Origin of the sequence: Streptomyces spiralis (genome assembly GCF_014654675.1) — a bacterium.
In the GTDB taxonomy this organism is placed as follows: domain Bacteria; phylum Actinomycetota; class Actinomycetes; order Streptomycetales; family Streptomycetaceae; genus Streptomyces; species Streptomyces spiralis.
The window spans coordinates 43,117-69,530 of record NZ_BNBC01000027.1 but is presented as its reverse complement, the minus strand read 5'-3'; the positions used below and the strand labels follow the sequence as shown (position 1 = coordinate 69,530).

At 70.6% G+C, this 26,414-nt stretch carries 26 protein-coding genes and 1 pseudogene; 9 read left to right on the top strand and 18 right to left on the bottom strand.

Annotated features, from left to right (window positions below):
• Nucleotides 1-123 precede the first annotated feature (123 nt).
• From IE318_RS25845 to IE318_RS25835, 3 genes are all read right to left on the bottom strand, one after another.
• Nucleotides 124-609: a nucleoside deaminase gene (locus tag IE318_RS25845; protein WP_189904218.1), complete on the bottom strand. Its 486-nt coding sequence runs from the start codon at nucleotides 607-609 to the stop codon at nucleotides 124-126.
• A 70-nt stretch (nucleotides 610-679) separates the two neighbouring features.
• Nucleotides 680-1,150, bottom strand: coding sequence for a cyanase (gene cynS, locus IE318_RS25840; protein WP_189904104.1), 471 nt, complete (start codon nucleotides 1,148-1,150; stop codon nucleotides 680-682).
• A 43-nt stretch (nucleotides 1,151-1,193) separates the two neighbouring features.
• On the bottom strand, nucleotides 1,194-1,787 hold the full coding sequence (locus IE318_RS25835; protein WP_189904102.1) for a carbonic anhydrase: 594 nt from the start codon (nucleotides 1,785-1,787) through the stop codon (nucleotides 1,194-1,196).
• A gap of 163 nt (nucleotides 1,788-1,950) precedes the next feature.
• Between IE318_RS25835 and cynR the strand changes: the two genes are divergently transcribed.
• From cynR to IE318_RS25820, 3 genes are all read left to right on the top strand, one after another.
• Nucleotides 1,951-2,904, top strand: a complete 954-nt coding sequence (cynR, locus tag IE318_RS25830) for a transcriptional regulator CynR (protein ID WP_189904100.1) — start codon at nucleotides 1,951-1,953, stop codon at nucleotides 2,902-2,904.
• A 70-nt stretch (nucleotides 2,905-2,974) separates the two neighbouring features.
• Nucleotides 2,975-4,792: a bifunctional metallophosphatase/5'-nucleotidase gene (locus IE318_RS25825; protein WP_189904098.1), complete on the top strand. Its 1,818-nt coding sequence runs from the start codon at nucleotides 2,975-2,977 to the stop codon at nucleotides 4,790-4,792.
• A gap of 131 nt (nucleotides 4,793-4,923) precedes the next feature.
• On the top strand, nucleotides 4,924-5,943 hold the full coding sequence (locus IE318_RS25820) for a magnesium transporter CorA family protein (RefSeq protein WP_229903748.1): 1,020 nt from the start codon (nucleotides 4,924-4,926) through the stop codon (nucleotides 5,941-5,943).
• 54 nt (nucleotides 5,944-5,997) lie between these two features.
• On the opposite strand, the gene IE318_RS25815 is transcribed toward IE318_RS25820, so the two are convergent.
• The 7 genes from IE318_RS25815 to IE318_RS25785 form a co-directional block, all read right to left on the bottom strand.
• Complete coding sequence (locus IE318_RS25815; protein ID WP_189904096.1) at nucleotides 5,998-7,377, bottom strand: hypothetical protein; 1,380 nt, start codon at nucleotides 7,375-7,377, stop codon at nucleotides 5,998-6,000.
• A gap of 301 nt (nucleotides 7,378-7,678) precedes the next feature.
• On the bottom strand, nucleotides 7,679-8,125 hold the full coding sequence (locus IE318_RS25810; protein WP_030176696.1) for a DUF7144 family membrane protein: 447 nt from the start codon (nucleotides 8,123-8,125) through the stop codon (nucleotides 7,679-7,681).
• A gap of 49 nt (nucleotides 8,126-8,174) precedes the next feature.
• Entirely contained in the window at nucleotides 8,175-8,663 is a 489-nt protein-coding gene (locus IE318_RS25805; RefSeq protein WP_189904094.1) for an SHOCT domain-containing protein, read from the bottom strand.
• Between the two features lie 226 nt (nucleotides 8,664-8,889).
• Nucleotides 8,890-9,543 carry an HdeD family acid-resistance protein gene (locus IE318_RS25800; RefSeq protein ID WP_189904092.1) on the bottom strand — a complete coding sequence of 218 codons (654 nt, stop codon included), beginning with the start codon at nucleotides 9,541-9,543 and terminating at the stop codon, nucleotides 8,890-8,892.
• A gap of 66 nt (nucleotides 9,544-9,609) precedes the next feature.
• On the bottom strand, nucleotides 9,610-9,807 hold the full coding sequence (locus IE318_RS25795; protein WP_030176687.1) for a DUF8691 family protein: 198 nt from the start codon (nucleotides 9,805-9,807) through the stop codon (nucleotides 9,610-9,612).
• A 190-nt stretch (nucleotides 9,808-9,997) separates the two neighbouring features.
• Nucleotides 9,998-12,667, bottom strand: a complete 2,670-nt coding sequence (locus tag IE318_RS25790; protein WP_229903747.1) for a helix-turn-helix transcriptional regulator — start codon at nucleotides 12,665-12,667, stop codon at nucleotides 9,998-10,000.
• A 228-nt stretch (nucleotides 12,668-12,895) separates the two neighbouring features.
• Complete coding sequence (locus tag IE318_RS25785; RefSeq protein WP_189904090.1) at nucleotides 12,896-13,246, bottom strand: GNAT family N-acetyltransferase; 351 nt, start codon at nucleotides 13,244-13,246, stop codon at nucleotides 12,896-12,898.
• Between the two features lie 272 nt (nucleotides 13,247-13,518).
• Here IE318_RS25785 and IE318_RS25780 point away from each other — a divergent pair, with 272 nt between their 5' ends.
• Together IE318_RS25780 and IE318_RS25775 are read left to right on the top strand one after the other, a co-directional pair.
• Nucleotides 13,519-13,824 (top strand): DUF427 domain-containing protein, encoded by a 306-nt coding sequence (locus IE318_RS25780; protein WP_030176678.1) that lies wholly within the window; start codon nucleotides 13,519-13,521, stop codon nucleotides 13,822-13,824.
• A gap of 282 nt (nucleotides 13,825-14,106) precedes the next feature.
• Nucleotides 14,107-16,452, top strand: coding sequence for an FUSC family protein (locus tag IE318_RS25775; protein ID WP_229903746.1), 2,346 nt, complete (start codon nucleotides 14,107-14,109; stop codon nucleotides 16,450-16,452).
• A 60-nt stretch (nucleotides 16,453-16,512) separates the two neighbouring features.
• On the opposite strand, the gene IE318_RS25770 is transcribed toward IE318_RS25775, so the two are convergent.
• The 3 genes from IE318_RS25770 to msrB all read right to left on the bottom strand — a co-directional run bounded on the left by IE318_RS25770 (nucleotide 16,513) and on the right by msrB (nucleotide 18,265).
• A complete protein-coding gene (locus tag IE318_RS25770) occupies nucleotides 16,513-16,842 on the bottom strand; it encodes a hypothetical protein (RefSeq protein ID WP_189904088.1) in 330 nt (109 codons plus the stop codon).
• 116 nt (nucleotides 16,843-16,958) lie between these two features.
• On the bottom strand, nucleotides 16,959-17,432 hold the full coding sequence (locus IE318_RS25765; protein WP_189904086.1) for a GNAT family N-acetyltransferase: 474 nt from the start codon (nucleotides 17,430-17,432) through the stop codon (nucleotides 16,959-16,961).
• 365 nt (nucleotides 17,433-17,797) lie between these two features.
• Complete coding sequence (msrB, locus tag IE318_RS25760) at nucleotides 17,798-18,265, bottom strand: peptide-methionine (R)-S-oxide reductase MsrB (RefSeq protein ID WP_189904084.1); 468 nt, start codon at nucleotides 18,263-18,265, stop codon at nucleotides 17,798-17,800.
• Between the two features lie 568 nt (nucleotides 18,266-18,833).
• Here msrB and msrA point away from each other — a divergent pair.
• The gene (gene msrA, locus IE318_RS25755; protein WP_030176669.1) at nucleotides 18,834-19,388 is read left to right on the top strand and encodes a peptide-methionine (S)-S-oxide reductase MsrA; all 555 of its coding nucleotides are present in this window, start codon (nucleotides 18,834-18,836) and stop codon (nucleotides 19,386-19,388) included.
• 267 nt (nucleotides 19,389-19,655) lie between these two features.
• Here msrA and IE318_RS25750 read toward each other — a convergent pair whose 3' ends face one another.
• The gene (locus IE318_RS25750) at nucleotides 19,656-20,294 is read right to left on the bottom strand and encodes an RraA family protein (protein WP_189904082.1); all 639 of its coding nucleotides are present in this window, start codon (nucleotides 20,292-20,294) and stop codon (nucleotides 19,656-19,658) included.
• A 229-nt stretch (nucleotides 20,295-20,523) separates the two neighbouring features.
• Between IE318_RS25750 and IE318_RS25745 the strand changes: the two genes are divergently transcribed.
• From IE318_RS25745 to IE318_RS25735, 3 genes are all read left to right on the top strand, one after another.
• Entirely contained in the window at nucleotides 20,524-21,246 is a 723-nt protein-coding gene (locus IE318_RS25745; protein WP_189904080.1) for a TetR/AcrR family transcriptional regulator, read from the top strand.
• A gap of 416 nt (nucleotides 21,247-21,662) precedes the next feature.
• Nucleotides 21,663-23,420 carry an AfsR/SARP family transcriptional regulator gene (locus tag IE318_RS25740; RefSeq protein ID WP_229903745.1) on the top strand — a complete coding sequence of 586 codons (1,758 nt, stop codon included), beginning with the start codon at nucleotides 21,663-21,665 and terminating at the stop codon, nucleotides 23,418-23,420.
• A 545-nt stretch (nucleotides 23,421-23,965) separates the two neighbouring features.
• Nucleotides 23,966-24,457 (top strand): molybdenum cofactor biosysynthesis protein, encoded by a 492-nt coding sequence (locus IE318_RS25735; RefSeq protein WP_229903744.1) that lies wholly within the window; start codon nucleotides 23,966-23,968, stop codon nucleotides 24,455-24,457.
• 60 nt (nucleotides 24,458-24,517) lie between these two features.
• Here IE318_RS25735 and IE318_RS46550 read toward each other — a convergent pair.
• The 4 genes and pseudogenes from IE318_RS46550 to IE318_RS25725 form a co-directional block, all read right to left on the bottom strand.
• Nucleotides 24,518-24,723, bottom strand: a pseudogene (locus IE318_RS46550) (NADP-dependent oxidoreductase); the annotation flags it as partial.
• A gap of 50 nt (nucleotides 24,724-24,773) precedes the next feature.
• The gene (locus IE318_RS45180; RefSeq protein ID WP_229903743.1) at nucleotides 24,774-25,082 is read right to left on the bottom strand and encodes a DUF6510 family protein; all 309 of its coding nucleotides are present in this window, start codon (nucleotides 25,080-25,082) and stop codon (nucleotides 24,774-24,776) included.
• A gap of 1 nt (nucleotide 25,083) precedes the next feature.
• Nucleotides 25,084-25,839: a ferredoxin reductase gene (locus IE318_RS25730; RefSeq protein ID WP_189904077.1), complete on the bottom strand. Its 756-nt coding sequence runs from the start codon at nucleotides 25,837-25,839 to the stop codon at nucleotides 25,084-25,086.
• Nucleotides 25,809-26,408, bottom strand: a complete 600-nt coding sequence (locus IE318_RS25725; protein ID WP_189904075.1) for a molybdopterin-dependent oxidoreductase — start codon at nucleotides 26,406-26,408, stop codon at nucleotides 25,809-25,811. The genes IE318_RS25730 and IE318_RS25725 overlap by 31 nt, the downstream gene beginning before the upstream one ends.
• Between the last annotated feature and the right edge of the window lie 6 nt (nucleotides 26,409-26,414).

The window sequence follows — 26,414 nt, the reverse complement described above, 5'->3', positions numbered from 1 at the left end:
CACCCGCTGAGCTCGGCGAACTCTCTCATTCTCGCCCCGGTGCCGGCGGGTGGGGTCAACCGTTCGGATGACCCCGTCACCGCCCGTCCTCGCGCATGGCCGGGGTCACGGCCCGGAGCGGCCTCACGTCCCGGCGTCGCCTTCGCGCGGGAGCTGGCGGAAGTGGCGGTGCAGTTCGCGCAGCCGCTCGGCCAGGTCCAAAACGGGTCCTTGCACCGGAAGACCGGGCACCACGTCCTGGATCGCCAGGCAGCGCACCGGGGACGGCTCCACGCCCAGCTCTGCCAGCCACTCGCCGAGCTGGGCCGCCGAGTGCGCGTAGACGATACGGCCCAGTCCGGCCCAGCCGTGGGCGGCCGAGCACATGGGGCAGTGTTCCCCGGAGGTGTAGACGGTGGCCGCCGCCCGTTCCCGTTCGGTGAGGTGGGTGGTGGCCCAGCGGACCAGCTCGAACTCCGGGTGCCGGGTCCGGTCGGCGAGGGTGCGGACCCGGTTGCGGTCCTCCGCCAGGACCTGCCCGTCGGCGCCTACCAGAACCGAGCCGAACGGCTCGTCCCCGGCCCACAGCGCCTCCTCCGCCAGTTCCACGGCGCGTTCCAGGTGCCGCATCTCCGCGGCACTCGGCTCGGTGGGGGTCACGGTCGCTCCTTCAGGTGGCGGTGGGGGCGGGGAGGGAGGTTCAGAAGGGCTTGGTGGGCAGGTACTTGCCGTCCAGGGTGATCACCGCGCGCTCGCCGCCCTCGGGGTCGGCGACCTTCTTCACGTCGAGCCGGAAGTTGATCGCGGAGATGATGCCGTCGCCGAACTGCTCGTGGACCAGCGCCTTGAGCGTGGTGCCGTACACCTGGAGCATCTCGTGGAAGCGGTAGATGGTCGGGTCGGTCGGGATGCCGCCCGGGATGGAGCCGCGGGTCGGGATCGCCTGGAGAAGCCGTACCGCGTCGGCGTCCAGGTCCAGCAGCTCGCCGACGGCCCGCGCGGACCGCTCGGGCAGGGCGTGCTGGCCGAGCACGGCGGCGGTGGTGAACGCGACCGACAGGCCGGCCGCGTCCGCGATCTGCTGCCAGGTGAGGTCCTTGCGGATCTTGGCTTCGACCGCGGCGGCGGCCAGGGCCTGACGGGCGGCGGGATCGAACTGGGCGTGCGCCATGAGGGGTTCTCCTTCTGTTTCAGGGGTCGGGGTGGAGCCGGGGTCAGGCCGCGGGCGTCGTGACCGGACCGGCGGGGGAAAGGTCTTCGACGTCTCCGGTGGCGATGTCGAAGACCCAGCCGTGCAGGGTGAGGCCGCCCTCGGCCAGGGCGTGGGCCACCGAGGGATGGGTCGCCAGGTTGGCCAGCTGGGCGAGCACGTTCTGACGGACCAGGGACGCGACGTCCCCGCGCGCGGCCGCACGGGCGCGGGAGGCGTCCGCGTGCCGCAGCCACTGGGCGAGCGTCGGCACGGCGCTCAGGTCGTGGCACTCGGCCAGCGCCGTCATGGCGCCGCAGGCGGAGTGCCCGCACACGACGATGCGGGACACCCCCAGGACGGCGACGGCGTACTCGATGCCGGCCGTCACCGCGTCGGAGCCGGGGGCGTAGGCGGGGACGAGGTTTCCGGCGGTGCGGACGACGAACAGCTCTCCCGGCTCGCTGGCCGTGATCAGCTCCGGGACGACGCGGGCGTCGGAGCAGCCGATGAACAGCGTGTGCGGCGCGTGGTGATCGGCCAGCCGGGCGAACAGGTCCGCCCTGGCGGCGTGCACGTCCCGCTGGAAGCGCGTGACGCCCTCGGCGAGGTCGCGCATGGGTCACTCCCTTCGATGGGTTCCGGCCGGCTGAATCAGTTCCGTCCGAATCGGTTCCGGCTTCCGGCTTCCGGCTCGATGGATCCACCATGCAGGACCTGGGGCTATAGCGTCCAAGACGCAGTACTCATGGCTGCCATTGTTGCCATCTATAATTGGGGGCATGGGTCCGGAACTGCGTCACCTGCGCTATCTGCTGGCCGTGGCCGAGCACGGCAACTTCACCCGTGCGGCCGAGGACCTGCGCATCTCCCAGCCCACTCTGTCCCAGCAGGTCAGGCAACTGGAGCGCACCGTCGGCGTGCAACTGCTGGACCGCAGCGGCCGCAGCGTCCGGCTCACCGACGCGGGCGAGACGTACGCGCGGTACGCCCGGCGGGCCCTGCGGGACCTGGCGGCGGCGCAGCGCGCCGTGCAGGACGTCCAGGACCTCTCCCGCGGCCACCTGCGGCTCGCGGTGACACCGACGTTCACCGCGTACCTGGTGGGGCCCCTGACGGCCGAGTTGTACCGCCGCCACCCCGGCGTCACCCTGGACGTCAGGGAAATGACCCAGGACCGCATCGAGTCGGCACTGCTCGCCGACGAACTCGACCTCGGCATCGCCTTCGCCGGCGACCATCTGCCCGGCCTCACCGCCACCACCCTGTTCACCGAGACCCTCAGCCTCGTCACCGGCGACCACCACCCCGGCGCCGACCGCCCCCTCCCACTGCCCGTGCAAGAACTGACGGCTTATCAGCTGGCATTGCTCAGCGGCGACTTCGCCACGCGCACGCACATCGACGCGCACCTCGAGGCCCACCGGGTGCGGCCCCGGATCGCGGTGGAGGCCAACTCCATCCAGGCCATCATCGAGATCGTCCGGCGCACTCCGGTCGCCACCGTGCTCCCCGACGCCGTCACCCACGACCACCCCCACCTCGCACCCGTGCCCCTCGACCCTCCCCTGCTCGCGCGCACGGTGACCCTGCTGCGGCGCGGCAGCGGCTACCAGAGCGCCGCCGCCCGCGCCTTCACCCGCCTCGCCCACGACGTCGTGCGCTCCCGCGGCTACGTCAGGACCGGCAGCGAGGACTCCGCGGCCACCCGCGGTCCGTCATCGCAAAGCTCCTGACAACTACGCGCGTTGACCCTAGGCCGCGGCCACTGGTCTGTCTTGATCCGGTTACATCAGAGGGGGGACCATGTCTCCGATACGTCAACGCCGCCGCACCCCGCGAAGAGCCGTCACCACCGCGCTCGCCGCCACCGCCGCGCTGGCCACGCTGGGCGCGCTCGGCGCCGCCGCTCCCGCCCAGGCCGGCCCCGCCCAGGACCGTCCCGGCGGGCACCCGACCCACCCCACGGACCTGCAGCTGCTCGCGCTCAACGACTTCCACGGCAACCTGGAGCCGCCCGCCGGTTCCTCCGGCCGGGTCACCGAACAGGAGCCGGACGGCACCACGAAGTCCGTGGACGCCGGCGGTGCCGAGTACCTGGCGAGCAGCCTGCGCACCGCGCGCAAGGGTCACGCCCGTTCGCTGACCGTCGCCGCCGGCGACATCGTCGGCGCCAGCCCGCTGCTGTCCGGTCTCTTCCACGACGAGCCCACCGTCGAGGCCATGAACAAGCTCGGCCTGGACGTCACCAGCGTCGGCAACCACGAGTTCGACGAGGGCAAGGACGAGCTGCTGCGCCTGCAGAACGGCGGCTGCCACCCCCTCGACGGCTGCTACGAGACCGGCCGCACCTTCGAGGGCGCCGACTACCCGATCCTGTCGGCCAACGTGATCGACGAGAAGACCGGCCGTACGCTCCTCCAGCCGTACACCGTCAAGAACGTCAAGGGCGTCAAGGTCGGATTCATCGGCGTCACCCTGAAGGGCACCCCGGACATCGTCTCGGCCGAGGGCGTCAAGGGGCTGAAGTTCCCCGACGAGGCCGAGACGATCAACAAGTACACCAAGGTCCTCCAGCGGCAGGGCGTGCACGCGATCGTCGCGCTCATCCACGAAGGGGGCTACCCGGTGTCGTCGGCGTACAACTACGACTGCGACGCGGGCGGCAGCGGCTCCGGTCTGAGCGGTCCCATCGTGGACATCGCCAAGAAGGTCTCGCCCGAGGTCGACACCCTCGTCACCGCCCACACCCACAACGCCTACGTCTGCACCATCCCCGACCCGGCCGGCCACCCCCGCCTGGTGACCAGCGCCGCCTCCTACGGACGGCTCTTCACCGAGCTGGACATGAAGTACGACTGGCGCACCCACGACATCGTCCGCACCTCGGTCAAGGGCGCCAACCACGTCGTCGACCGCACCCAGCCCAAGGCCCCGGACCTGACCCGGCTCATCGACCACTGGAAGACGCTCGCCGCCCCGGTCGCCGACAAGGCCGTCGGCTACATCTCGGCCGACATCACGCGCGGCACCGAGAGCACCCCCGAGTCGCCGCTGGGCGACCTGATCGCCGACGCCCAGCTGGAGTACGCCAGGACCGTCGACAGCGACGTCGACCTGGCCCTGATGAACCCCGGCGGCATCCGCGCGGACCTGGTCCGTGCCGCCTCCGGCGGCGAGGGCGACGGGGTCGTCACCTACGGCGAGGGCTTCGCCGTGCAGCCGTTCAGCAACACCGTCAACATCAAGACGCTGACCGGCGCCCAGCTGATCACCGTGCTGCAGCAGCAGGTCAGCGGCGGCAACGCCGCGGTGCCGAAGATCCTCCAGATCTCCGACGGCCTCACCTACACCCTCGACCTGACCAGGTCGGGCGCCGACCGCGTCGCGGCGGACTCCGTCCGGCTGGGCGGCGAGCCGATCGACCCCACGGCCACCTACCGGGTCGCCATGAACTCCTTCCTGGCCGGCGGCGGTGACGGCTTCACCGAGCTGGCCAAGGGCACCGACCAGCTGGTCGGCGAGGACGACCTGGCCGCGCTGGTCGACTATCTGACGGCGCACTCGTCCGCGTCCGCGCCGTACGCCCCGACGGCCGCCGACCGGATCACCGTCCTGCGGTAGCCGCATCCCACCCGCCGGCCCGCCTCACCCCTTCGAGGCACCCGGTGAGGCGCTTGCGCGCCTCCCGGGTGCGCGGGCCGCCCGCCGTGCGCACCGTGGGACTCACGGGTCCGTGACGGCGGTGAGGGGCGATGATCGTATCGGTGGTGTCGATGCCGGAGGGGGTCGTCACTCGTACCGACCTGTCCGAGGCGCGTGAGCGTCTCGCCGTCTCCGACTTCCTCCTGGTCGACCTGCAACTTCCCGAGGAGGCGGCGCCCGACGAAGAGCCGGTCACCCGCCGGCTGGGCCTTCCCGCCGAGCACCTGTCCTGGTTCGGCAAGGCGGGTGAGCCCGTGCGGGCCGAGTTCCTCGGGGACCGGGCCGGGGTCGTCCTGCCGGTGCTCGAAGGGGGCCGGGTCACCCATGTGCACGCCCTGGTGACGGAGCGGCACCTGATCACGGTCCGGCGCGGACCGGCCGCGTCGGTGGAGGGCCTCATGGCACAGCTGGGGCGGGAGCGACCCCACGACACCGTGGCCGTGCTGTTCCTGCTGCTCCAGGAGGCCCTGGCGACCTTCCGCCGGGCCGCCGTGGACGCCCTGCTCAAGGTGGAGGACCTGGAGGACCAGATGTTCGACAGGCGCCGCCCCGAGCAGGTCTACCGTCTGGCTCAGCTGCGCCGGCGGGCCGCCCTGCTGCACCGCACCCTCCTGCCCTACCTCCAGGTCACGGACGAGACCCTCACCCGGAGGATGCTGAGCCGGAGCTTCCCGGAGGAGCGCCAGCGGCTCGCCCGGGAGTTCCAGCAGGCCGGGAGGCTGGCCCTCACGGACGTCGAGTCCCTCCAGGAGGCCACGCGGCGTGCGTTCGCCAGCTACTCCTCCCTGGTCTCCGGTGAGCAGAACGGGGTGATCAACCGACTGGCCGTGGTGTCGGTGATCTTCCTGCCGTTGTCGTTCCTGACCGGGTTCTTCGGGATGAACTTCACCTACCTGACCGACGAGTTGGAGAGCAAGGACGTCTTCTGGCTGCTGGCCATCGGACTGCAGGTGCTCGTGCTGTTCGTCGCCCTCTACGTGCTGCACCGCACCCGTCTGTGGCGCAGGCTCCGCGACGAAGAGGGACTGGAGGACGAGAGCGGCGGACCGACAGGACCGCGGAACCGGTGACCCGGCGGACCGGTGGACCGGTGGACCGGTGGACAGGCCAACCGGTGCTCGGCGTCAGCCGGCTGCCTGCGGCGTTCCGGGCTCCGGTCCGGGTCTTCGTGCCGGCCCGGAGGAGGCGGACGCCGAGGGCGGGGTCCGCTCGTCGAGGAACTCGACGACGGCCATGGCGAACAGCAGCACCAGCGCGATGACGAGGACGATCCAGCCCGTCGGGTAGCTCCACAGGAGGTACGTCAGCACAGCCGCGGCCACCAGGATCCAGGTGATCCAGGTCCGGAACCGGTGGACGAAGGGCCCGACCGGGCCGGTACGGAAACCGACGTGGTCCGCCGCGCCGCGGACGGCTCTCAGCCCCGACCGCCATGCCTCCCGCACGAACCCGGCCCGTCGGCCCGGCCCGGTCAGCCAGGCCGCCAGTGCGATGACCACCGCCAGGGCCACGACCCTGCGCACGGAGGTGCGCAGATACCGGGTGAGCGTGTCGTAGATCGCCCCGGCGGCCGGCTGCGAGACGGTGTCCGGCAGCGCGTTCAGATACACCTCCCGGAAGACGGTGAGCGCGAGGCCGAGGATCAGCATGGCGACCGCGACCGCCAGCACCGCCGCGACCAGTACGCGCCGGCGATGCACGGACAGCAGCACACCCGCGACGACGAGCAGCACCACCAGCACCGGCAGCCAGAACCCGGCGATCCGGAGCACCCGCAGATAGGTCTTCATCTTGCCGAGCTTGTCGGAGCGCAGGACGGTGAAGTCCGTGTGGACCTGCGGAATCCTCGCGGCGACCGTCATGCCCTCGTCCACGAGACGCTGCTTGACCCGTTCCACGACCGGGGCCAGGTCGACGGTCACCGACTGGTTGTTGATCTTCACCGCGCCCCCGCCGCCGGTCAGCGCCTTGTCGAGGGCGGTGTGGATCTGACGGTTGGCGTCGATCCAGATCCGCCGGAAGACGTCGGAGGCGATGACGTCCTGGGCCTTGTCGCGGACGAAACTGCGGACGGCGTTCTCCAGGGTGCCGCCCAGCTTGCCGAGCGCCTTCTCCAGCAGTGGCCGGTTCTCGGGGGCGGCGCCTTCGAGCAGGGTCGGCAGGTCGATGTGGCTCATCACCGCGTCGGTTACCCGGTTCGCCGCCGCCGCCTGGACGGCGGGGTCGGACGCCAGGGGCGCCACCGTGGCGACGTAGCGGTCGGTGTCGTCGACCTCGTCCGCCGTCCAGGCGGCGACGGCGGCGAGCGGGGCGAGGACACAGCTCAGGACGATGAGGAGCGCCGAGAAGAAGGCCCTCCAGCGGTGGTGGGAGGGCCGTGCCGCCCGGCTCGCCTCCAACGCGGCGACCCGGGCTCTGAGTTGCTCCAGCTCCGAGCGCTCGCCGCCGGTACCGGGGGACGTCGGCCGCTCGGGGTCGGGCCCCTCGGGGTGCTCGTCGGGCATGTCGGTGTCCCTCGTTCGCGTGCGCCACCTGCTCGCGGAGCGCCATGTTCTCGTGGAAACGCCGGCACCCGTCGTCCCGCACCACTATCCGTCGGAGCCGGAGGACCGGCCCGGTGGGCACGACCGTTGGGGTCATGGTCCCCTCACCCTCGCAGGCCCGCCCGGCAGTGCCGGCGGGCCTGGTCATGGGGTGGTGCCGGGCCGGGCCACGGGGTGCTGCCGACACCGGGCGGGGGGACCGCGCACCCACACACGTCCGACGGCCGCCGCGGCCCGGCGGCCGCCCTCGGCTCGGTGGCCCCTAGGGGCCGCGCGGTGCCGCCTTGGCGGGGGCTGGGGGCTCTTCGGCGGGCCGCGCCACGCACAGGGCCCAGATGATGAACGCCGAGAAGGCGATCGTCACGACCGACCAGACCGGGTAGTACGGCAGGGACAGGAAGTTCGCGAGGATGATGAATCCGGCGATGGTGACGCCCGCGACGCGCGCCCAGGTCGCCGTCTGGAAGAGCCCGAGACTGACGATCACGGCGAGTGCGCCGAGGATCAGATGGATCCAGCCCCAGCCGGTGAGGTCGAAGTGGAAGACATAGTTGGGCGTCGTCACGAACACGTTGTCCTGGGCGATGCCCATGATGCCCCGGAAGATGTCGAACACTCCGGCGATCATCAGCATGACGGCGGCGAAGGCCGTCAGGCCGGTGGCCCATGCCAGCTTCGCGTGCGGACGGGCGGTCGGTGTCGCGGTCATCTTCTGCCTCGTTTCGTCTCGTGCGGTGTGCCCGGCTCGTACGGTGGCCTCAGCCGCGGGAGGTGGGGGTGCCGGAAGCGTTCTGCGTGCCGGTGACCGAGGTGGCCCGGCCCGCGGGGGCGGCACCGACGAGGACCATGTCCTTGGCCCGGGCGAACTCCTCGTCCGTGATGTCGCCCCGGGAGCGGAGATCGGACAGCCGGGCGAGTTCGTCGACGCTGCTGGTCCTGCCACCGGCCGCCGTCTCGCGGATGTAAGCGTCGACGGCGTTCTGCTGCGCCCGCGCCTGTGCGATCTCGCGGCGGCCCATGCTCTTGCCGCGCGCGATGACGTAGACGAACACGCCGAGGAACGGCAGCACGATGCAGAACACCAGCCAGCCCGTCTTGGCCCAGCCGTTCAGCGAGTCGTCACGGAAGATGTCGAGGACGACCCGGAAGAGCAGGATGAACCACATGATCCACAGGAAGAACCACAGCATCGTCCAGAAGGCGCTCAGCAGCGGATAGTCGTAGGCGAGGTACATGTCGGCACTCATTTCTTGCCTCCGTTCCGGTCCGCGCCGGGCCTCCACCCGGTGACCGGTATGTCCGATTCTCAGCGTCCGCACGGCAGGCGCCGGGCGCCTCACCCGGACCGGGTGATCGCTCGCCCGGCGCGCAGACCGGCGCGCAGACCGGCGCGGGTCGGGACTGCGGTACGGCGGCCGGGGCGCGGAGCGATGTGCCCTGGCCGGGGCTCAGAGCGTCGTACCGGGCCGGGGCTCAGAGCGTCGTACCGGGTCCGGGCACGCGCTCCGTCCGTGTTCTGCGCAGCGCCGAGCGCCAGGCGAAGGCGACGCCCAGTTCGACCACACCGAGCAGGACGAGCCACAGTCCGAGCAGCCGGGTCAGGGCCAGCGCCGACTGGGTGGGCAGCGCCAGCACGACGATGCCCGCGACGACGCCGAGCGCGGCCGCGCCGAGGACGAAGCCGCGATGGGCCAGGTCCTTCACGGCGAGCGCGGCGTAGGCGGTCAGCATGCCGGACACGAGCCAGACGATCCCGACGATCAGCGAGAGCGCCGCGACGGTCTGCAGCGGATGCCTCAGGCACAGCACCCCTGCGAGCACGAACAGCACCGAGACGAGCAGTCGCGAGAGCCGTTCGCCGTGCTCCTTCGGGGAGAACGCGGCGACGAACCGGAACACACCGACCACCAGCAGATACAGGCCGACGGCGACCGCCAGGACGTGAAGGGTCTCGTCCGGCCAGACCAGCACGATGACCCCCGGTACCAGCGTCGCCAGCGCGGAGGCCAGCAGCCACGTCCAGGAACCGCCGAGGCCCGCCAGCACGTCGCCGGGATCCCCGGACGCCCCGCCGTCGGGCCGGGGCCCGGGTCCGGTACGCGCCGCCGCATCACGCGAAACGCTCATGACTCCTCCTCACGGGGTCTCCCGCACGCCGCCACGGGCCGCCCGCGGCCCACTCGGCCGCGGGCCTCATTCCGGGACGCGGCGCATCTCCAGGACCCGCAGTCCCAGCGACTGGCAGCGGGCCAGCAGCCCGTACAGGTGCGCCTCGTCCACGACGGGACCGAAGAGGACCGTCTGGCCGGACATCCGCACGTGCTCCAGCTCCGGGAACGCCTGGGCCAGCGTCTCCGACATGTCCCCGTCGACGCGGATCTCGTAGCGCATCAGCTGTACTCCCGCGGTGACTCGAGGACAGGTGCGCCCCTGCTTGCGATCGTCCGTCCGGGCCGGTCACCGGGCCTCACCCTGCGCAGGTGATACACGGTGGACGCGGCCGGACCGCTGCCGGTGGCCCGAACCTTGAGCGGACCGCTGCCGGTGTGCTCCGGCCTGGAGCGGACCACCGGCAGGGGGCTCACAGAAGGCCGCGTTCGCGGGCCCGGCGGACCGCTTCGCCGCGGCGGTTCACGCCGAGTTTGCGATACGCGTTCTTCAGATGGGTCTTCACCGTGTTGACCGACAGGAACAGGTCCGCGGCGATCTCCTCGGTGGACATCAACTGCGCGAGCCGCCGCAGCACGTCGCACTCGCGAGCCGTGAGCTCCTCGACGAGCAGCGTCGGCGACGGCAGTGCGCACGGCTCGGCCCCGCTCGCCCCTCCGCAGCGCGCGGCCGGCCGGTCCCGGCCCGGTCCGTGCACGGGGTCCGTGCCCAGAAGGCGGCGGATCCACGGGCCGGACTCGACGAACGGGCGCTTCAGCCGCTCGTGGCCGGCGTCAAGGAGCGCCCTGCCGACCAGACGGCGTGCCGTGTCGTGGTCGCCCGTCCGGTCCGCGGCCTCCGCCCGGACCAGCATGGCCCGGACCGTGACCGCGGGACCGGCACCCTCCTCGGCGGGAAGGCCGTCGAGGAGGTCCAGCGCCGCGTCCGGATTCCCCGCCGCGAGGTGTGCCCGGGCGGCGGCCACGGCGCACGCGGTCCGGTGGCACGCCGGGTCCTGCACCGCCTTCACGGCCGGCTCGGGGCGGCCCTCGGCGAGATGGGCGGCCGAGACGACGAGCGCGGTGTGGTCCTGGGCCCAGGGTGACGCCGCCGCGGAAGGGACGATCGACTCCGCCGTCTCCAGGGCGGCCCGGGTCCGGCCGCGGGCGAGCTGGAGACGCGCCCGGACGATGGCACGTCCGGCGGCCGTCACCGGGTCCGGCGGGACGGGCTGCTCTGCCCCGGCCCGTTCCAGCAGTGCCTCGGCCTTGTCGAGCTCGTCGCGGTCGACGGCGACCGCGGCCAGGACCAGGCACCCTAGGCCGGAGCCCCACGACTCGGACAGACTGAACCGTTCCGCCTCGGCGAGGGCGGCCAGTGCCCCGCGCTCCGCCCGCCCGGTCCAGCCGTTCAGATAGTCGATGAGGGCGAGCTGGCTCAGGCACTCCTGCCGGGGCAATGCCGTACGCACCCCCTCGGAGCCGGCGGCCGCGGCGCACAGGGCGGACCGGGAGTCGTCGAAACGCCCCGCCCACAGCCGGGCCGAGCCCAGGTGGGTCTGCAGCAGGGCCGTGACTTCGGGATGCCGGTCCAGAAGTCCGGGCGCGATGTCCTGCTTGATCTCTCCCGCCCGAGCCGCCGCGTGCTCGGCCCGGCCCGGAGCACCGGTCAGCCGGGCGGACAGGGCGTCCAGGAGGGCGCAACTCAGCCGTGCTGCCGCTCTGCCCCGCCCCTCGCGCTCAAGGGCCCGCCGGGCGTGCTCCAGATACGGGCCGGCGCGGGCCGGGGCACCGGCGGCCAGCTCGCGGGCCGCGCGGACCAGGTCGGCCTCCGGACCGGTGACGTCCGGTGCCATCCGGGAGAACAGCTCACCCAGGTCGTCGGAGCGCAGCCCCGTGAAGAACTGCCCGATCGCCAGGTCGTCGACCAGGGCGCGGGCGGTGAACTCCCAGTCGCCCGCCGCCGCACCGTGGGCGAGTGCCTCCAGCAGGTGACCGGAGTGCCTCAGCCACCGGGCGGCCCTGCGGTGCAGTTCGGTCTCCAGTCCGGGGGACCGGGCCCTGAGGTGGGCGCCGAGGATCTCCGCGAACAGCGGGTGCAGGCCGTACCAGTCGTGGCCGAGGTGTTCGACGAACGCGTTGGCCCGGTGCAGCTCGGCGAGGATCGCCCCGGCGTCCCGTCGGCCCGAGAGCGCGTCGGCCAGGTCGGGGCAGATCCGGTCCAGGACGCTGACGCGCAGCAGCAGGTCCTGCGTCCTGGCGGGCTGCCGGCCGAGCACCTCGGCCAGCAGGAAGTCGGCGATCGTGCTGTGGCCGGCCTCGAACTCCTTGAGGTACGTCTCGGGGTCGCCGCTGCGCTGTGCGGCCAGGGCGCTCAGCCGCAGACCGGCGGCCCAGCCCCGGGTACGCGCCACGAGGGCGGCGACGGCACCGCCGGGGAGCCGCAGTCCGTGCCGCGCCAGCAGCGTGGCCGCCTCCTCGGGGGTGAATGCCAGTTCGGCGCCCCTGACCTCGGTCAAGGTGCCCTCGGCCCGGTACCGGTGCAGGGGCAGCACCGGTTCGGTGCGGGTGACCAGGACCGTGCGCAGACCGCGCCCGGCGTGGTGCAGGACGAAGGCGAGCTGGTCGGCGATCTCCGGTGCGGTGACCCGGTCGAATTCGTCGAGGACGAGGATCGCGGGCCGGTCGCGTCCGCTCAGCTCGGCGGCGAGCCGGGCGAGCAGGGCGTGGGCCACCGAGCCGGCGTCCGCCGGGCAGCCCGCCTTCCGGACCTCCCGCACGCCGCGCTCGCGCAGGGCCTGCAGCACATGGGCCCAGAAGAGGCCGGGTGACTGGTCGGAGGCGTCGAGGGTGAGCCAGGCCACCGGCCGTCCCAGGCCTGCGGCCCAGTCGGCGACCAGCAGGGTCTTGCCCGCGCCGGCGCTGCCGTTGACCATCGTCAGCGGCGTGTCGAGCGCATGGTCGAGGTGCTCGCACAGGCGTCTTCGCCGAAGGAAGGTGGCGGGCCGCGACGGCACGGCGAACCGCGTGCGCAGGAACGGATCTCCCAGGGGGTCGGGCCCTTCGGCCACCGGGCCGGGTCCGTTGTCACTGGATGCGGACACTGCACTCACCACCGCAGTCCGTCGGATCACGGGCAGCACACCGACTGCCCCGAAATCCAGTGTTCGCACGCTCACGCGCAGCAGTGAAGGGACCCACGGCCCGAGAGGAGGGCCGATCGGCCACCCCGGGCGCATGACCTCGAGATCCGACAAGCGCCCTCGACCTGCACGTGTACCCGATCAGCGACTCAACCGGCCCGTGACCAGCGACTTCAAGACGGTGGATCTTCAGTGCCCGCTGGTCGTGTCCCGCACGGTTCGAGTGGCGATGAAAGCTGAGCGGTTGATGTCGACGGTGCCGTTCCACTCGGGGTGGGCTTGGACGTAATCGGCGACGAAACCGCAGTAGACGCCAACCTTGGCCTGGCTTCGACTCAGGTCTTCCAGGGCGTAGCGCGCGATGGCCGACGCGATGCCCTGATGCCGGCGGTCCTGGTCCACGTACGAGTGCGTGAGCGAGACACGTCCCCCAGTAGTCTCGTAAGCCAGGCTGCCGACGACCTCGCCATCGATCAGTGCCTCGTAGAGGCGGGTGGTCTCGTCCTTGCGCACCTCGACGGCGGCGGGTGATGGCCCCATGTCTCTTCTCGTTTCGCTCGTCTCCAGTCAGTAGCCCCGAGTAGCCCTCTCAGGGGACACTCAAACGGACTACTTAGTCCAACTTACCGCATGGCCTTGCGGAAAGTGAGCGCCATACTGGACTGTATGGTCCACCGCACCGCAGCGCTGTGCGCATGGGCGGCGTAACGGCACATTGGAGGGGTGAGCCGATGAGCAGAGAAGAACAGGCGACACGGTCGGCCGCGTGGGCGGATATGGCCGTGCAAAGGGATCGATGAGAGGAAAGACCGATGAAGGCAGTGGTCGGGGAGACCGTCGTGGCAGAGGCTGCGAGCGAGGCGGTAGTCAGTATCGAGGGAAACGCATACTTCCCACCGGACTCGGTTGCGGCCGGCGCGCTCCGCAACAGCCCAACCCCCTACACCTGCCCCTGGAAGGGGAGGGCGCAGTATCACGACGTCGTGGTCGGCGAGTCGGTGCTCAGGGACGCGGCTTGGTCCTACCCGAACATCAAGGAGTCGGCGGCGACCCGTGTCGGTCGCGACTTCAGCGGCTACGTCGCCTTCGATCCACGCCAGGTCAGGATCGAGAACTGACAAGGCACACCGATCACCGACCGACTGGCACGTGGCGGTTGAGCCGCAGGTAAGAACGGGTGGCGCGGCCGACGCCAGTACGGTGATTCGGCACCGGACTTTCCCAGCAGAGAACGGCGGGACCCACCCGTCACCGGCGCCGGAGCCTCTCCGAACCAGAGGATGGACGAGTCTCATGGCGCTGTTCGAAAATCGGATCATGTCCGAGGAGGCGGGGCCGTCGTCCTGTGTTCTTGGTGGCCCTGGCCGCGCGGCGGCGACGCCGGGCGTGAGGGGTGCCTCATGACCTCCTTGCCCGGTCACCGTGTCTCCACCCCGAGGCGGATCGTGATGAATCGGATGCGTCAGCTCACCGCATGGTTGCGCCGCCGGGATCCGGTCCTGGCCGCCACGCGGCGGGCGGCCAGGGCCACGGTGGTGCTGCCCCTCCTCTTCGCGTTGTGCACCCAGGTCTTCCATTCACCGGTCGCCGCCACCTTCGCTGCGTTCGGTGCGTTCTCGATGCTTCTGCTGGTCGAGTTCACCGGTCCCCCGGCCCAGCGGATGCGGGCACACGCGGCGCTCGCCGTTGCGTGGGTGGTGCTGGTTTCGCTGGGTACCCTCGCGGCCCGGTCAGTCTGGACCGCGGTGGTGGCGACGGTGTCGGTGGGCTTCGTCGTGCTCTTCTCGGGCGTGGTCAGCTCGGTTCTGGCCGGCGCCGCGACGTCGCTGCTGCTTGCGTTCATCCTGCCGGTGGCGACCCCTGCGCCGCTGGGGCAGTTGCCCGAACGGCTGATGGGCGTGGTGCTTGCGGCGGGGGCGTCCATGCTCGCTGTCCGGTTGCTGTGGCCGAGGCCGCAGGGCGACCCGCTCAGTGCGCCGGCGGCGCAGGTCTGCCGGGCGGCGGCGGCTCAACTGCGCTCGGAAGCCGACTACTTCGCGGGGCGGTGCCGCGCAACGGCGTTCCGGAAGTGCCGTACTTGCGCTGGGCAGACCGAGTCGAGTGCACACAAGCTGCGGCAGGCCTTCACCGCCACCCCTTACCGGCCCACGGGTCTGTCCACCGAGTCTCGGGCTCTGGTTCGCCTGGTCGATGAGCTGACCTGGCTGAGCACGATCCTGGTGGAGTCCGCTCCCGCGGTGGAGGAAGGCCCGGTGGGCACCTCGGGGTCGTCGGAGGTGCGCAGGGCTGCTGCGGAAGTCCTGGATCTGTCGGCGCAGTTGCTCGACGACCCGGACGACTCACCGGAGCGGCTGCTGGCCGGAGCGGCGGAACTTCGGACGGCTTTGATCGCGCTGGAGGACGAGGCCGTCAGCCGCATGCCGACGCCAGGCGCCGGGGACGCCGGCGAGCCTGACCTCGACACCTTCATCGACAGCCTTGACGTGTCGTTCCGGGCCCAGGAGGTGGCCTTCGTCGTCCTGCAGATCGCGCAGAACGTCAGCGCCGCCCGCGCTGCTCACCGGCGCAGTTGGTGGGATCGCCTGCTCGGCCGCGTGATGGGGGCGCCCGACGGGCCGCTGACCAGCGCAGCGGACCGGGCGGCCGCGCACGTGGCACCGCACTCGGTGTGGCTGCACAACAGCATCCGCGGTGCCATCGGCCTGGGTATCGCGGTCGTGCTGGCCGACGTGACCGGTGTCCAGCACGCCTTCTGGGTCATGCTCGGCACCCTGTCGGTTCTGCGTTCCAACGCACTCAACACCGGGCAGAACGCTTTTCGTGCCCTTGGCGGGACTTTGGCCGGTTCGGTCCTGGGCGTCGCTCTTCTTCAGCTCATCGGACACGACACGACTCTGTTGTGGATCTTGCTGCCGCTGGCGGTGATGTTCTCAGGTGTCGTTCCGGCGGTGGTCTCGTTCGCTGCCGGGCAGGCTGCCTTCACCCTCACACTGGTGATCTTGTACAACGTCGCACAGCCTGCCGGCTTTTCGTTGATCCTGTTCCGCATCGAGGACATCGCGCTCGGCTGTGGCGTGAGTTTGGTCGTCGGCTTGTTCTTCTGGCCGCGTGGCGCCTCCGCGGCGGTCGGCAAGGCGCTGGCGGAGGCGTACGCCGACAGCGCGCGATATCTGCTCGCCGCCGTGGACTATGCGGTCTCGTGCTGTGCTCTCGGGCAGGCGGCCATCCAGGTTCCGCAGGAGGGCCGGCAGGCGGCGGCCGCGGCACGCCGGCTGGACGATGCCTTCCGGACGTTCTTGGCCGAACGCGGGGCCAAGCCTGTCCCTCTGTGCGAGATGACGACCCTGGTCGCTGGTGTTGTCGGGCTCCGGCTGGCCGGAGACGCGGTCCTGGAACTGTGGCGGCGGTCCGCAGACAGAGCATCGCTCGACGACCGTGCCGCCGCGCAGAAGGAACTGATCATCATGGCCGAACGGATCCTGCGGTGGTACCAGAGTCTGGCGCACGGGCTGGAGAACGACGAAGGGCTGGTGCCCGAGCCACTGGACTCCGACCCGAAGAACAACTCCCGGCTGGTCGAGGCGGTTCGCCGTGACCTGCACGATGCGGATGGGCAGGCGACCGGGACCGGCGTGCGCATCATCTGGACCAGTAACCATCTGGAAGCGGCCCGCCGCCTTCAGGTGCCGATCGCAGCGGCGGCCGGCGGCGCCGTCACTCGGGTCACCGTGTTCGCATCAGTTTGAGAGGGCGCCCTCGTCCCTCGCGCTCCCCCGGTCGTTTTCCACCAGGGGCAGGTCCGGCGTTCACTGGTACCGGCCGTCGAAACGGCTTCCGCTTCGCAGATCCGAGAACCGAAGGCCGACGACCTCTCCCCCCTCCACCACCCGGTGCAGGTCGTACGAGGCCCGGTAGGACGGCGGCCAGAACGAACAGAAGTGGCCGTTCTCGTCGACCGACCACGTGCCCTCGGTCTCCCGTCCGCCCTCGAAGTAGCGGGTGGCGCCGTCGGAGTGGAAGGTCTGCGTCGCTCCGTCGCTGTAGACGAGGCGCCCTGCGGTGAGAGCGGCCGGAATCTCCCCAGCCGGCACAGGTGCACCGTCTTCGGCTGAGACACCGTCGAGGTTCTTGGTCATTGCGGGCACCTCCCGTGGGCCCGAACTGGCCCTTTGCGAGCTGTGGTGGTTCGAGGCATGCGGCCGCACACAAGCGGCGGCAACGAGATGGAGGACGGCGTTCTGCCTCCGGAGTGTTACGCCAGGTCGTGCTCGATCGCGGCGAGCTCTGTGTCGTGGCCGCCTTCCGCGCGTTCGTGCTTGGGGTAGGCGCCGGCTCCGGGATGGACCTTGTCGATGAGGTCGGCGTACCCGGGGTTGCGGGCGATGAACTCACCCACGACCGGGCAGATGATGGTGATCTTCTTCCCGCTCTCGCGGATCTCGTCCAGCACGCGAGAGACGAGCTCCGTGGCCACCCGATTCTTGCGGTAGGCGGGGTCGACCCAGGTCGTCAGCAGCACAACGCGACCGCCCACGAACCGGTACGAGAGCTCGGCGATCGCTTCGGGACCGAGGCTGGCGACCCAGCGACCGTGCTCCGCGTCGTTGAGGACATCGAGGTTCCAGCTGGATTCCACCTCGCTGAGACTTCTCTCGTCCAGAGCAGCGATGAGCGCAGCGTTGTTCTCTTCACGGGCCGATGCCTCGGCCTCTAGCTTGATCGTCATCGTCACACTTTCTGTCTTGCCTGCGAACGGACGGGCCCAGCGGCCGGTGATGTGAACCTACGCCCCACGCCGGGCGGGCCGTGGGGGGAAGCACGGCCCGCCCGGCGGTCGGGGGGTCAGGCAGCCGAGACGGGATGCCGGCCGGCAGCGTCGGCGCACGCACGGGAGCCTCGGCGACGCCTCAACGGCCGCCTTCCCAGCTCCGCGAGAGCCAACCAACACAGATGGCGCACTGCCCTCCGTGTGATGCGGCGACCACGTTTCTCTGCAACCTCCGAGAGGAAGGCAACCACGTCGGTATGGACAGGGCGTCTACTGCGAATCGACGAGGCGGGCCGGGGGGATTGCAGCCGAGGGCCTGCCTGTCAGGTTTCGGCGGTGTCTCCCTGCATCGCGTCGAACAAGTGCAGGTACTGACCGTAGCCCTCTCGTTCGAGATCTTGGACGGGGACGAAGCGCAGGGATGCGGAGTTGATGCAGTACCGCAGTCCGCCCTGGTCGCGGGGCCCGTCGGGGAACAGGTGGCCGAGGTGGCTGTCCCCGTGTGCCGAGCGGACTTCGACGCGGACCATGCCGTGGCTGGTGTCGGGGGTCACGACGACATGGTCGGGGTCGAGCGGCTTCGTGAAGCTGGGCCACCCGGTCGTGCTGTCGTACTTGTCGACCGAGGCGAACAGGGGCTCACCGGAAACGATGTCCACGTAGATCCCGGCCGCTTTGTTGTCCCAGTAGGCGTTGGCGAACGCGGGCTCGGTCCCATCCTGCTGGGTCACTCGGTACTGCTGGTCCGTGAGCTGCGAGACGCGCTCAGGACTCTTGCGGTACTCCGTCATGCCTACCTCCCGGGTAGCGCGGCAGCGTCTTGGTTTCCGCGTCGTGCGCCGCCCGTGTTCTTACCGCGACGCCCCGGGCCCAGGGACCGAAGAGCATCCGGTGTGCGCGGCGCCGCAAAGGCGGCAGACTGGGCAGCGAGGGGCGCCGCCCGTGTGCGCGGCCCCGGCCGCCTGCCCCCGGAGGTGGAAAGCCCGCCGGCCGCGTTCGCGCGGTTTTCGTCGCCCAGGCAGCCGACCTGATGGAGCCCGCCATGCCCACGGACCTGTTCGAGGCGCTCCCGGAACCGCGCGCCGGAGAGCTTCGCCGTCTCCGCAGGCGGCGCCTTGCGCTTCCGCCAGACCTCGGAGTCTTGCCGGGCTGATCGATCGGGTGGGGTGCGAGGGCGGCGAGGAAGAAGCCCAATGGCGACGTGGTTCGGTAAGACGGGGCGAAGGATCGACGCTCATGACGTGGGTGCGGGCGCAATGCGGTGGGCCTGGTGGCTCATCGGAGTCGCGCGGTGCACCCCGGGCGCGGGTGAGGCCGTCCCACACCACGAAAGCTGCCCATTGCAGAGGAGTACGCATCATGACCAGCGGAATTCACGACACCGGGCAGATCACTCGGGAACCGGGCACCGAGACGGCCGTCCTGGCCGGCGGCTGCTTCTGGGGCATGGAGGACCTCATTCGCCGGCAGCCCGGCGTGCTGGAGACGCGCGTCGGATACACCGGCGGAGAGAACGATCACGCGACGTACCGCAACCATCCCGGCCACGCCGAAGCGGTCGAGATCGTCTTTGATCCGACGCAGACGACCTACCGTGACATCCTGGCGTTCTTCTTTCAGATCCACGACCCGTCGACCCTGAACCGCCAGGGGAACGACATCGGCACGAGCTACCGCTCGGCGATCTTCCCCCTGTCGCCCGAGCAGGAGCAGGTCGCACGCGACACGATCGCGGATGTCGATGCGTCGGGCCTGTGGCCGGGTAAGGCCGTGACGACGATCGAGCCGGCAGGCCCCTTCTGGGAGGCCGAGCCCGAGCACCAGGATTACCTCATCACATACCCGAACGGCTACACATGCCACTTCCCGCGCGAAGACTGGGTGCTGCCCAAGCGCGCGACGCCCTCCGCCTGAGGGCCTTGTCGCGAGGGCGCCGGAACCCTACCTCGATCCTGGTATCACCGCCTGCGCGGTCGAACGCTGGGTTCCGACGGCTTCGCCGTTGCCGATTGACCGCTCCGCTGTCCGCGCGACCGCCTTCGACCCCGGACACAGAGATTCGGCGCCGAGGCCGGCTCTTCGGGCTCAGAGAGACATCAAGGCCGGAGATGGGCCCTCAGGTGTCCGCCTGTGCCGCACCTGCCCGGCCCACAGCGTGGTTCCCTGAAGTCGCCTCAACTGTCACGGCTGTGTGCTTTCGGCCCTGATGTCTCTGGCAGCCGCGGCTTCATCGGCCGAGATGTCCTCCGCGATGGCGAAGACCTGGTGCAGGCTCGCTGGAGGGATCACGACGCCGCCGGCGCTGTCCATGTAGACGTAGTCGCCCGGGTTCACGCACACGCCGGAGACCTCGACGGCCACGCCGAAGGCGTGAGGCATTACCGTGTCGCCGCCCCAGCGGACCGCCTCCCCGGTGCACCACGTGGCAAACCCGTAGGCGCGCAGCTGGGTGAAGTCCCGGAGGCGGCCGTCCGCCAGGACGCCCGCCAGCCCGGCGCTGTCCGCCCTTGCGAGCTTGGTGCCCCCGCCGTGCGACACGTCGGAGTAGCCGCCGCTGGAGAGCACGAGTACGTGCTCTGCGGGGAGCCCTTCCCCGAGCGCTCCGTAGAAGTAGTGCCTGAAGTCTCGGCCTGTTTCCGTCAGATCCTCGCGGTACGGCAGGAAGGAGATGGTGGCGGCACGCCCGAAGAGGGGGCGAAGGGGATCGGGGCTCGACATGGCGGGAATGTGAGCCCGGTGGCCGTAGACCCGGCCCATGGCGTCGACGAGCGTGGCGCATCCGAGTCGGGCGGCCCTCGTGGCCATGGTGTTGTTCGTCATCGGCTTCTTCCTTTCGCAGCGGCCGACTGCAGGCACCAGGCACGCTCTGTGCACGATGGTCACACAGCGTGTGGCCATCCGGCGCGCGGTCGTGCCCGCGAGGCCTGCCGGCTCTTCGGCGTGCGCAGTCGGTACCGGCCTGGCCGCGTATCCGCACCCGTGGCCGCCGTACTCGAGCACCCCGGCGCCACCGAGCGCGGCCACCGCACCTCGAGGACGGAAAAGGACCTTGAAGTCCATTCTGGATCCTGTTAGCCTCCGCACCGGTACTCTGGCCAATGTGGCGGAACAGGCACGCGACAAAAACGACTCCCGACTGACTGAGCGCGGTCGGGTGACTCGCGAGCGCATTCTGAGGGCCGCCGCGGACATGATGTACGTCAAGGGAGTGGCTCTCACGACCCTCGACGATGTCAGGGCGGCCAGCGGAACGAGTAAATCCCAGCTCTACCGCCACTACCCCGACAAGGATGCGCTGGTGCGGGACGTTGTCGCGTTGCAGGCCGCTGAAGTGCTCGAACGTCACTACCAGCTGCTGCGGCGGCTGAACTCTCTCCGCGGGCTGGAGCGCTGGCGGGACGCGGTGATCGAACGCAACGCGCTCCGGAACGGAGCGTACGGCTGCCCGCTCGGCTCCCTTGCGAGCGAGCTGGCCGATCAGGACGAAGAGGTGCGCAAGGCGATCGCCCGGCACTTCGACACCTGGGCGGGGCTGCTCGAGGCCGGGCTCGTGCGAATGAAGGACTCGGGGGTCCTCAGTGCCGACGCGGACGCCGGAGAACTGGCCACCGGCCTCATGGCCGCCCTTCAGGGCGGCTACCTCCTTGCGCAGACGGCCCAGGACGTCAGACCCATGAGGATCGCCCTCGACATGGCGATCGGCCACGTCAAGGCCTATGCCGTGCCCGCGGAGGAAGGCAATCCGCCTGCGCGGGACGCGGGCGGTCGCTGACCCGTCCCGGGGCGGGACGGCGAAGTCCCGCGCGACGCCGTCGGCGGTTAACTCGCGGTCTCCGTGTCGGCTGGATTTCATCGCCCTGGCAGGCGGCCGTGGTGTGGCGGCGGGACGACACGTTCGTTCGCCCGCCCCACTGCCTGCACGCAGCCCCGCCCCCATCTCGACAAGCGACCCCCGCGCAACGAGCAGGTCGCCTCCCAGTAAGGGGACTATTTAGTCCAGAATATCGGACCGGTCTGCGGTATGTTTGAGGAGAGCGGTCCCCTGCTGGAGGGCCGGTACCCAGCCTCACAAGGATCCCCAGGGCGGTAGGCACTATGCACCCAGGCGTCCAGTTCTCAGTGCTCGGTCCCGTCCGGCTGCACAGGCAGGGAGTCGAGGCCGCAGCCGGTCAGCCGAGGCAGTGCGCCGTGCTCGCTTCGCTGCTGCTCAGGGCGGGCAAGCCGGTAAGCCTCTCGAAACTGGTGGAGGACGTGTGGGGCGACGAGGCCCCGCCGTCGGCCGTGGGCTCCGTGCGCACTTACGTGTACAGGCTCAGGCAGGCACTGGGGGTGCAGAGTGGCAGCTCCGTGCGCTTGGTCGACGGGGGCTACCTGCTGCACATCCGACCGGACGCTCTGGACCTGAACAGGTTCAAGGAGACAGCGGCAAGGGCGCGGGAGGCACGCGGCAACGGCGACCTGGCGTCCGCGGCGAGCCTGCTGACCGAGGGCCTCGACATGTGGAAGGGGGTGGCCCTGGCCGGGGTCCCGGGGCCGTTCGCGGACCAGCAGCGCAGTGTCCTCGGTGAGCTACGCCTCGCCTGTGTGGAGGAGCAGCTCGCCTGCGAAGTGGAGACAGGGCGCTACGCCGAGGCCGCCGCAGAACTTTCCGCCCTGCTTGTCGAGCACCCGCTTCGAGAGCGCATATGCGGCCTCCTCATGACCGCGCTCTACGGCGCTGGGCGGCAGTCCGAAGCCCTGACCATCTACCACACGACCAGTCACCTGCTGCGTCAACGCCTTGGCGTCAGCCCCTCGCCGGAACTGCAGCAAGTCCACGATCGCATCCTCTCCGGGCGATTCCAGCTCCCGCAATGCGCGGACCGTCCGAAGGGGGCGCCACGGACGGCCCCGCCTCACGCCCCGGCCCAGCTCCCAGCCGCCCTGCCGAGCCTCGTCGGGCGCGAGAGAGAGCAGAAGCAGGTCGAGCGTTTGGTCGCCGATGCGGAGGCGTCGTCCTCTGTGGCCATCTGCACGGTCGGCGGACTGGCCGGCGTCGGCAAGACAGCCTTCGCCACCACTGTCGCCCACCGTTTGGCTGACCGCTTCCCGGACGGCCAGCTCTTCGCCGACCTTCAGGGAGCCGGACCGGAGGCCGAGCCACGGGACCCCGCGCACGTACTCGAGGACTTCCTGCAGTCCTTGGGGGTCCGCCCCGAGGACATGCCCGAGACCTCGCAGGCGCGGGGGCTCATGTTCCGCGGCTTGCTCGCCGGCCGCCGAGTGCTCGTCGTGCTCGACAACGCATGGAACACGGACCAGCTCAAGCACCTCCTCCCCGGAGGCCCCGGCTCCATGGCCCTTGTCACCAGCCGCATGCAACTGCACGCGCTCGTCGCCGCCTACCAGGCACTTCCCCTGACACTCACGCCCCTGAGCCAGACGGACGCACGCAGCCTCCTCGCGCGCCGACTCGGCGCAGCGAGGACAGCGGCTGAACCAGAGGCCGTCGACCGCATCATCCGGCTGGCCGGGCAGCTCCCCCTGGCCCTGGCCAACGTCGCCGCCCGCGCGGCCTATCGACCGCAACTGCGCCTGGCGAGCCTGGCCGATGAGTACGAGACGCCGGAGCACGGCGCCCTGGACGCCTTCGCGAGCGACGAGGACCGGGCGCTCGACGTCCGCGCGTCCATCACTCGCTCGTACCGCCTGCTCGACACGGAAACGGCCGCGCTCTTCCGCGACCTGAGCGCCTGCCCTGACCCCATGTTCGCGGCATCGCAGGTCGCGGACCTGGCCGGACGGCCCGAGTGCCGGGTCCGCCAGGTCCTGTCGCGCCTCACTCGAGCGCACCTCGTCTCGGAAATCGGTCCGGGCCGGTACAGCTGGAACCGGCTCGTGGCCGCGTATGCGGCGGAGCAGGCGGGGCGGGGATTCCTCGACCAGGGCGAACCGGCCCGTTGGTAGGGCCGGCGGAGGCCGGCAACCATGTCGTTGTCGCAGGCACCCCGCGGAGAAGATGCCACGGTCCGTAGCCGAGAGGCACGAGGGTGGCCGGGGCCGGGTCTCCGGGCGGGCATCGGTGGTGGTGATGTTCACGGTGCCGGCAGCGGCCTGTGCGTACCGCCGCTCGACTACGCCTGCTGGGCGGTCGGAATCACCGCGGCTGTCGCTTCTCCTCGGTGATCTCGGTCAGGATGCACTGGCCGGTTCCTCTTCCGATGAGCGTCCTGTCCACCGTGCCTCTACTGCGCGTCGACGGGCGGATCGACCGCCTGCCCCTGCTCAGGAAGGCGCACTACTCTGGAGGCCGTGCCAAAGCGCTTGCGGCCCGCGGTCGGGTCGCGGACCGCCAAGGGCACTTTCCCAGCCAAGTGGCTCCCGCGTCGGCCGCGACGCTCTGATGCGGGGCGTGGGCACGCCCGGGGCGGCCTGCGCGGCCCGCCTCACGACCCCTGGAAGGGTGTGGACTCGGTTTGAGTTCCCCACATGTCCCTCAGGACGAGGTGCAGGTGGTGCAGCTCCTCGTGTCGCCAGTGCACCGGTTCTCCGGACGGCCCGCCCAGGGGCCGTCAGCTGACCCTGTCGGCGGCCTGGTGCAGCAGATCCATGTACGCCGTCACCTCGGAATCGTCGGCGACCGGTACTTCGCCCAGCCGGCTCACCGGGACGCGGCCGTGACCATCATGGCGGAAGAGAACCTGCCCACAAGCATCGATCCTGCCGTCGACCTCCAACAGACGCGACGGAACATCCTGCTTCGAGGCGTCGACATCGACTCCTGCATCGATCGGACCGTGGAGCTCGACACCGGCGACGGCCCCATCGCCTTCGCCGTCAATCGCGCGGCACGGCCGTGCGCGTGGATGGACGCTGTCATCGGGCCCGGGGCGCAGCGCGCGCTGCGCGGCAAGGGAGGCGTACGGTGCACGCCGCTGTCAGACGGCGTGCTCCGCGTCGGCAGGGCGAGTTTCCGCGTGGTCGGGCTGCGCGAACGCCGCTAGCCGATCGCCGTCGAAGTCGTGGACTTCGAGGGCGTCGTCGTCGAGGTCGACGAACTCGTGAGCGGTCAGACCGGAGATCGGCAGACTCGCGCCCCCGGGAAGTCGACATCACCCGGCAGCGGCGCGAGGTTGCGTGCCTCGACGGCCACGTACTCAGCCCGTGCCCTAGGGGGTGTCTCGCCGAAGGCGCTGACCACCCCGGCCGGCTCGTGGCCGGGGATCGAATTCCCCGCAGCCTCCGGTTCCGGCCGCTCCGCCAGTGTCATGCGGGCCAGGAAGTGAAGCCAGTAGTACTGGCGCAGCGGTACACGGGCACTCAGGCCTCTCCCAGTGGAATTGCAAGCGAGGCCGCGCCGCTCATGTCGAGCCAGACCGAGTCTCTCGTGCGCGTCGTACGCAGCACGACCCTCCCGCACTCCTGGCAGCGCGCGACGAGACCCGGTGCATGCATGTACACGTGCAGGCAAGCGAGGGGGCCCGTGCAGCCGCAGTTGGCGCATCGGCACGTCGCGGCGGTCACATCAACGGCGAAGACCTCCGACAGGGGCCCTGCCAGCGCGTTTCCGTCGACATACCCGTCATGGGCATCGTCCACATCTGGGCCGCCGGCCTCCACGGACGCCATCTCAACCTCCACTGTCGCCGAAGCGCTCGGTACGTACTCGCTCGGGTGCATGTCCCAGGAGCACCAGGTAGGCGGCCGTCTTCTCGACGAACGCCGTGGGCCCGCAGACATAGCAGGTCGGCTCGAAGTCGGGGGGCCAGCCGCCGCGGACCAAGTCCTCGGGGGCGATGCGCCCCGGCGGGCGCGGCGAGTCCGCGGGGGCTTCTCTGCTGTAGAGGTACGTCGTGTCCAGCCCCGGCGCCCCTTCGCGGAGCTCCGAGCGGTACAGCAGGTCCGACGGGGTCCGCACCGCGTACAACAACCGGAAGGGGACCCGGCTGCCGACCGCCTCGCGCGCGCGGATCATGCACATCAGAGGCACGAGTCCCGATCCGCCCGCCACCAGCAGAATCGGCTCCGTCTGCTGCTGCCTCCAGACGAACCAGCCACCGACAGGCCCGCGCAGCTCCAGTCGGTCCCCGGGCACGAGCTCGTCCACGAGGTAGGGCGACACCTCTCCGCCGGGCGTGCGCTGGACCGTCAGGTCGAGGCCTCGGCCGTTGGGGGCCGAGGCGATCGAGTAGCTGCGCTGGGTGCTGTAGCCGTCTTCCGCGGTCAGCCTGACGTCGACGTGCTGGCCGGCCAGGTGCCCGGGCCAGTCCGGCAGGTCCAGTGTCAGGGTGACGGCCGTCGCCGACTCCACGCGCCGGTCCGTGACCTCGGCGATCCGCCACCGAAGCCGGTCGCCTAGTCTCCCTGGTACCGCTGCTCTCGCCATGGGTCTCCGTAGTTGTGGTAGCCGGCGCTCTCCCAGAAGCCGGGTGTGTCGCTCTGCCGCAGCTCGATCCCGCGCACCCACTTCGCGGACTTCCACAGGTACAGGTGCGGGACCAGCAGCCGGGCCGGGCCACCGTGTTCCGGCGCCAGGTCGCTGCCCCCGTAGCCATAGGCGATCCACGCCTTGCCGTCGACCAGGTCGGCGAGGGGGATGTTCGTGGTGTAGCCGCCGTACGAGGTGACGAGGACGTTCTCCGCGTCCGTCTCCACGTCCGCGAGCAGAACGTCCAGGGACACCCCTTGCCATTCGGTGTCGAACTTCGACCACTTCGTCACACAGTGCAGGTCCACGGTGGGGGACTCCGCCGGGAGTGCCATCAGCCCTGCCCAGTCCCACACGTGCTGGTTCCCGGCTTCCGTGGTCACGGACAGCTTCCAGTCGTCTTTCGGGATGCGGGGAGTGGGCCCGGCGGAGAGCACCGGGAAGCCGGTCGTCTCGTACTGCCCGGGCGGCAATTTCGTGCCCGCCGGCGGCCTTCGGCCGTGGAAACCGCGCGAGATGAAGGTCATGCTCGC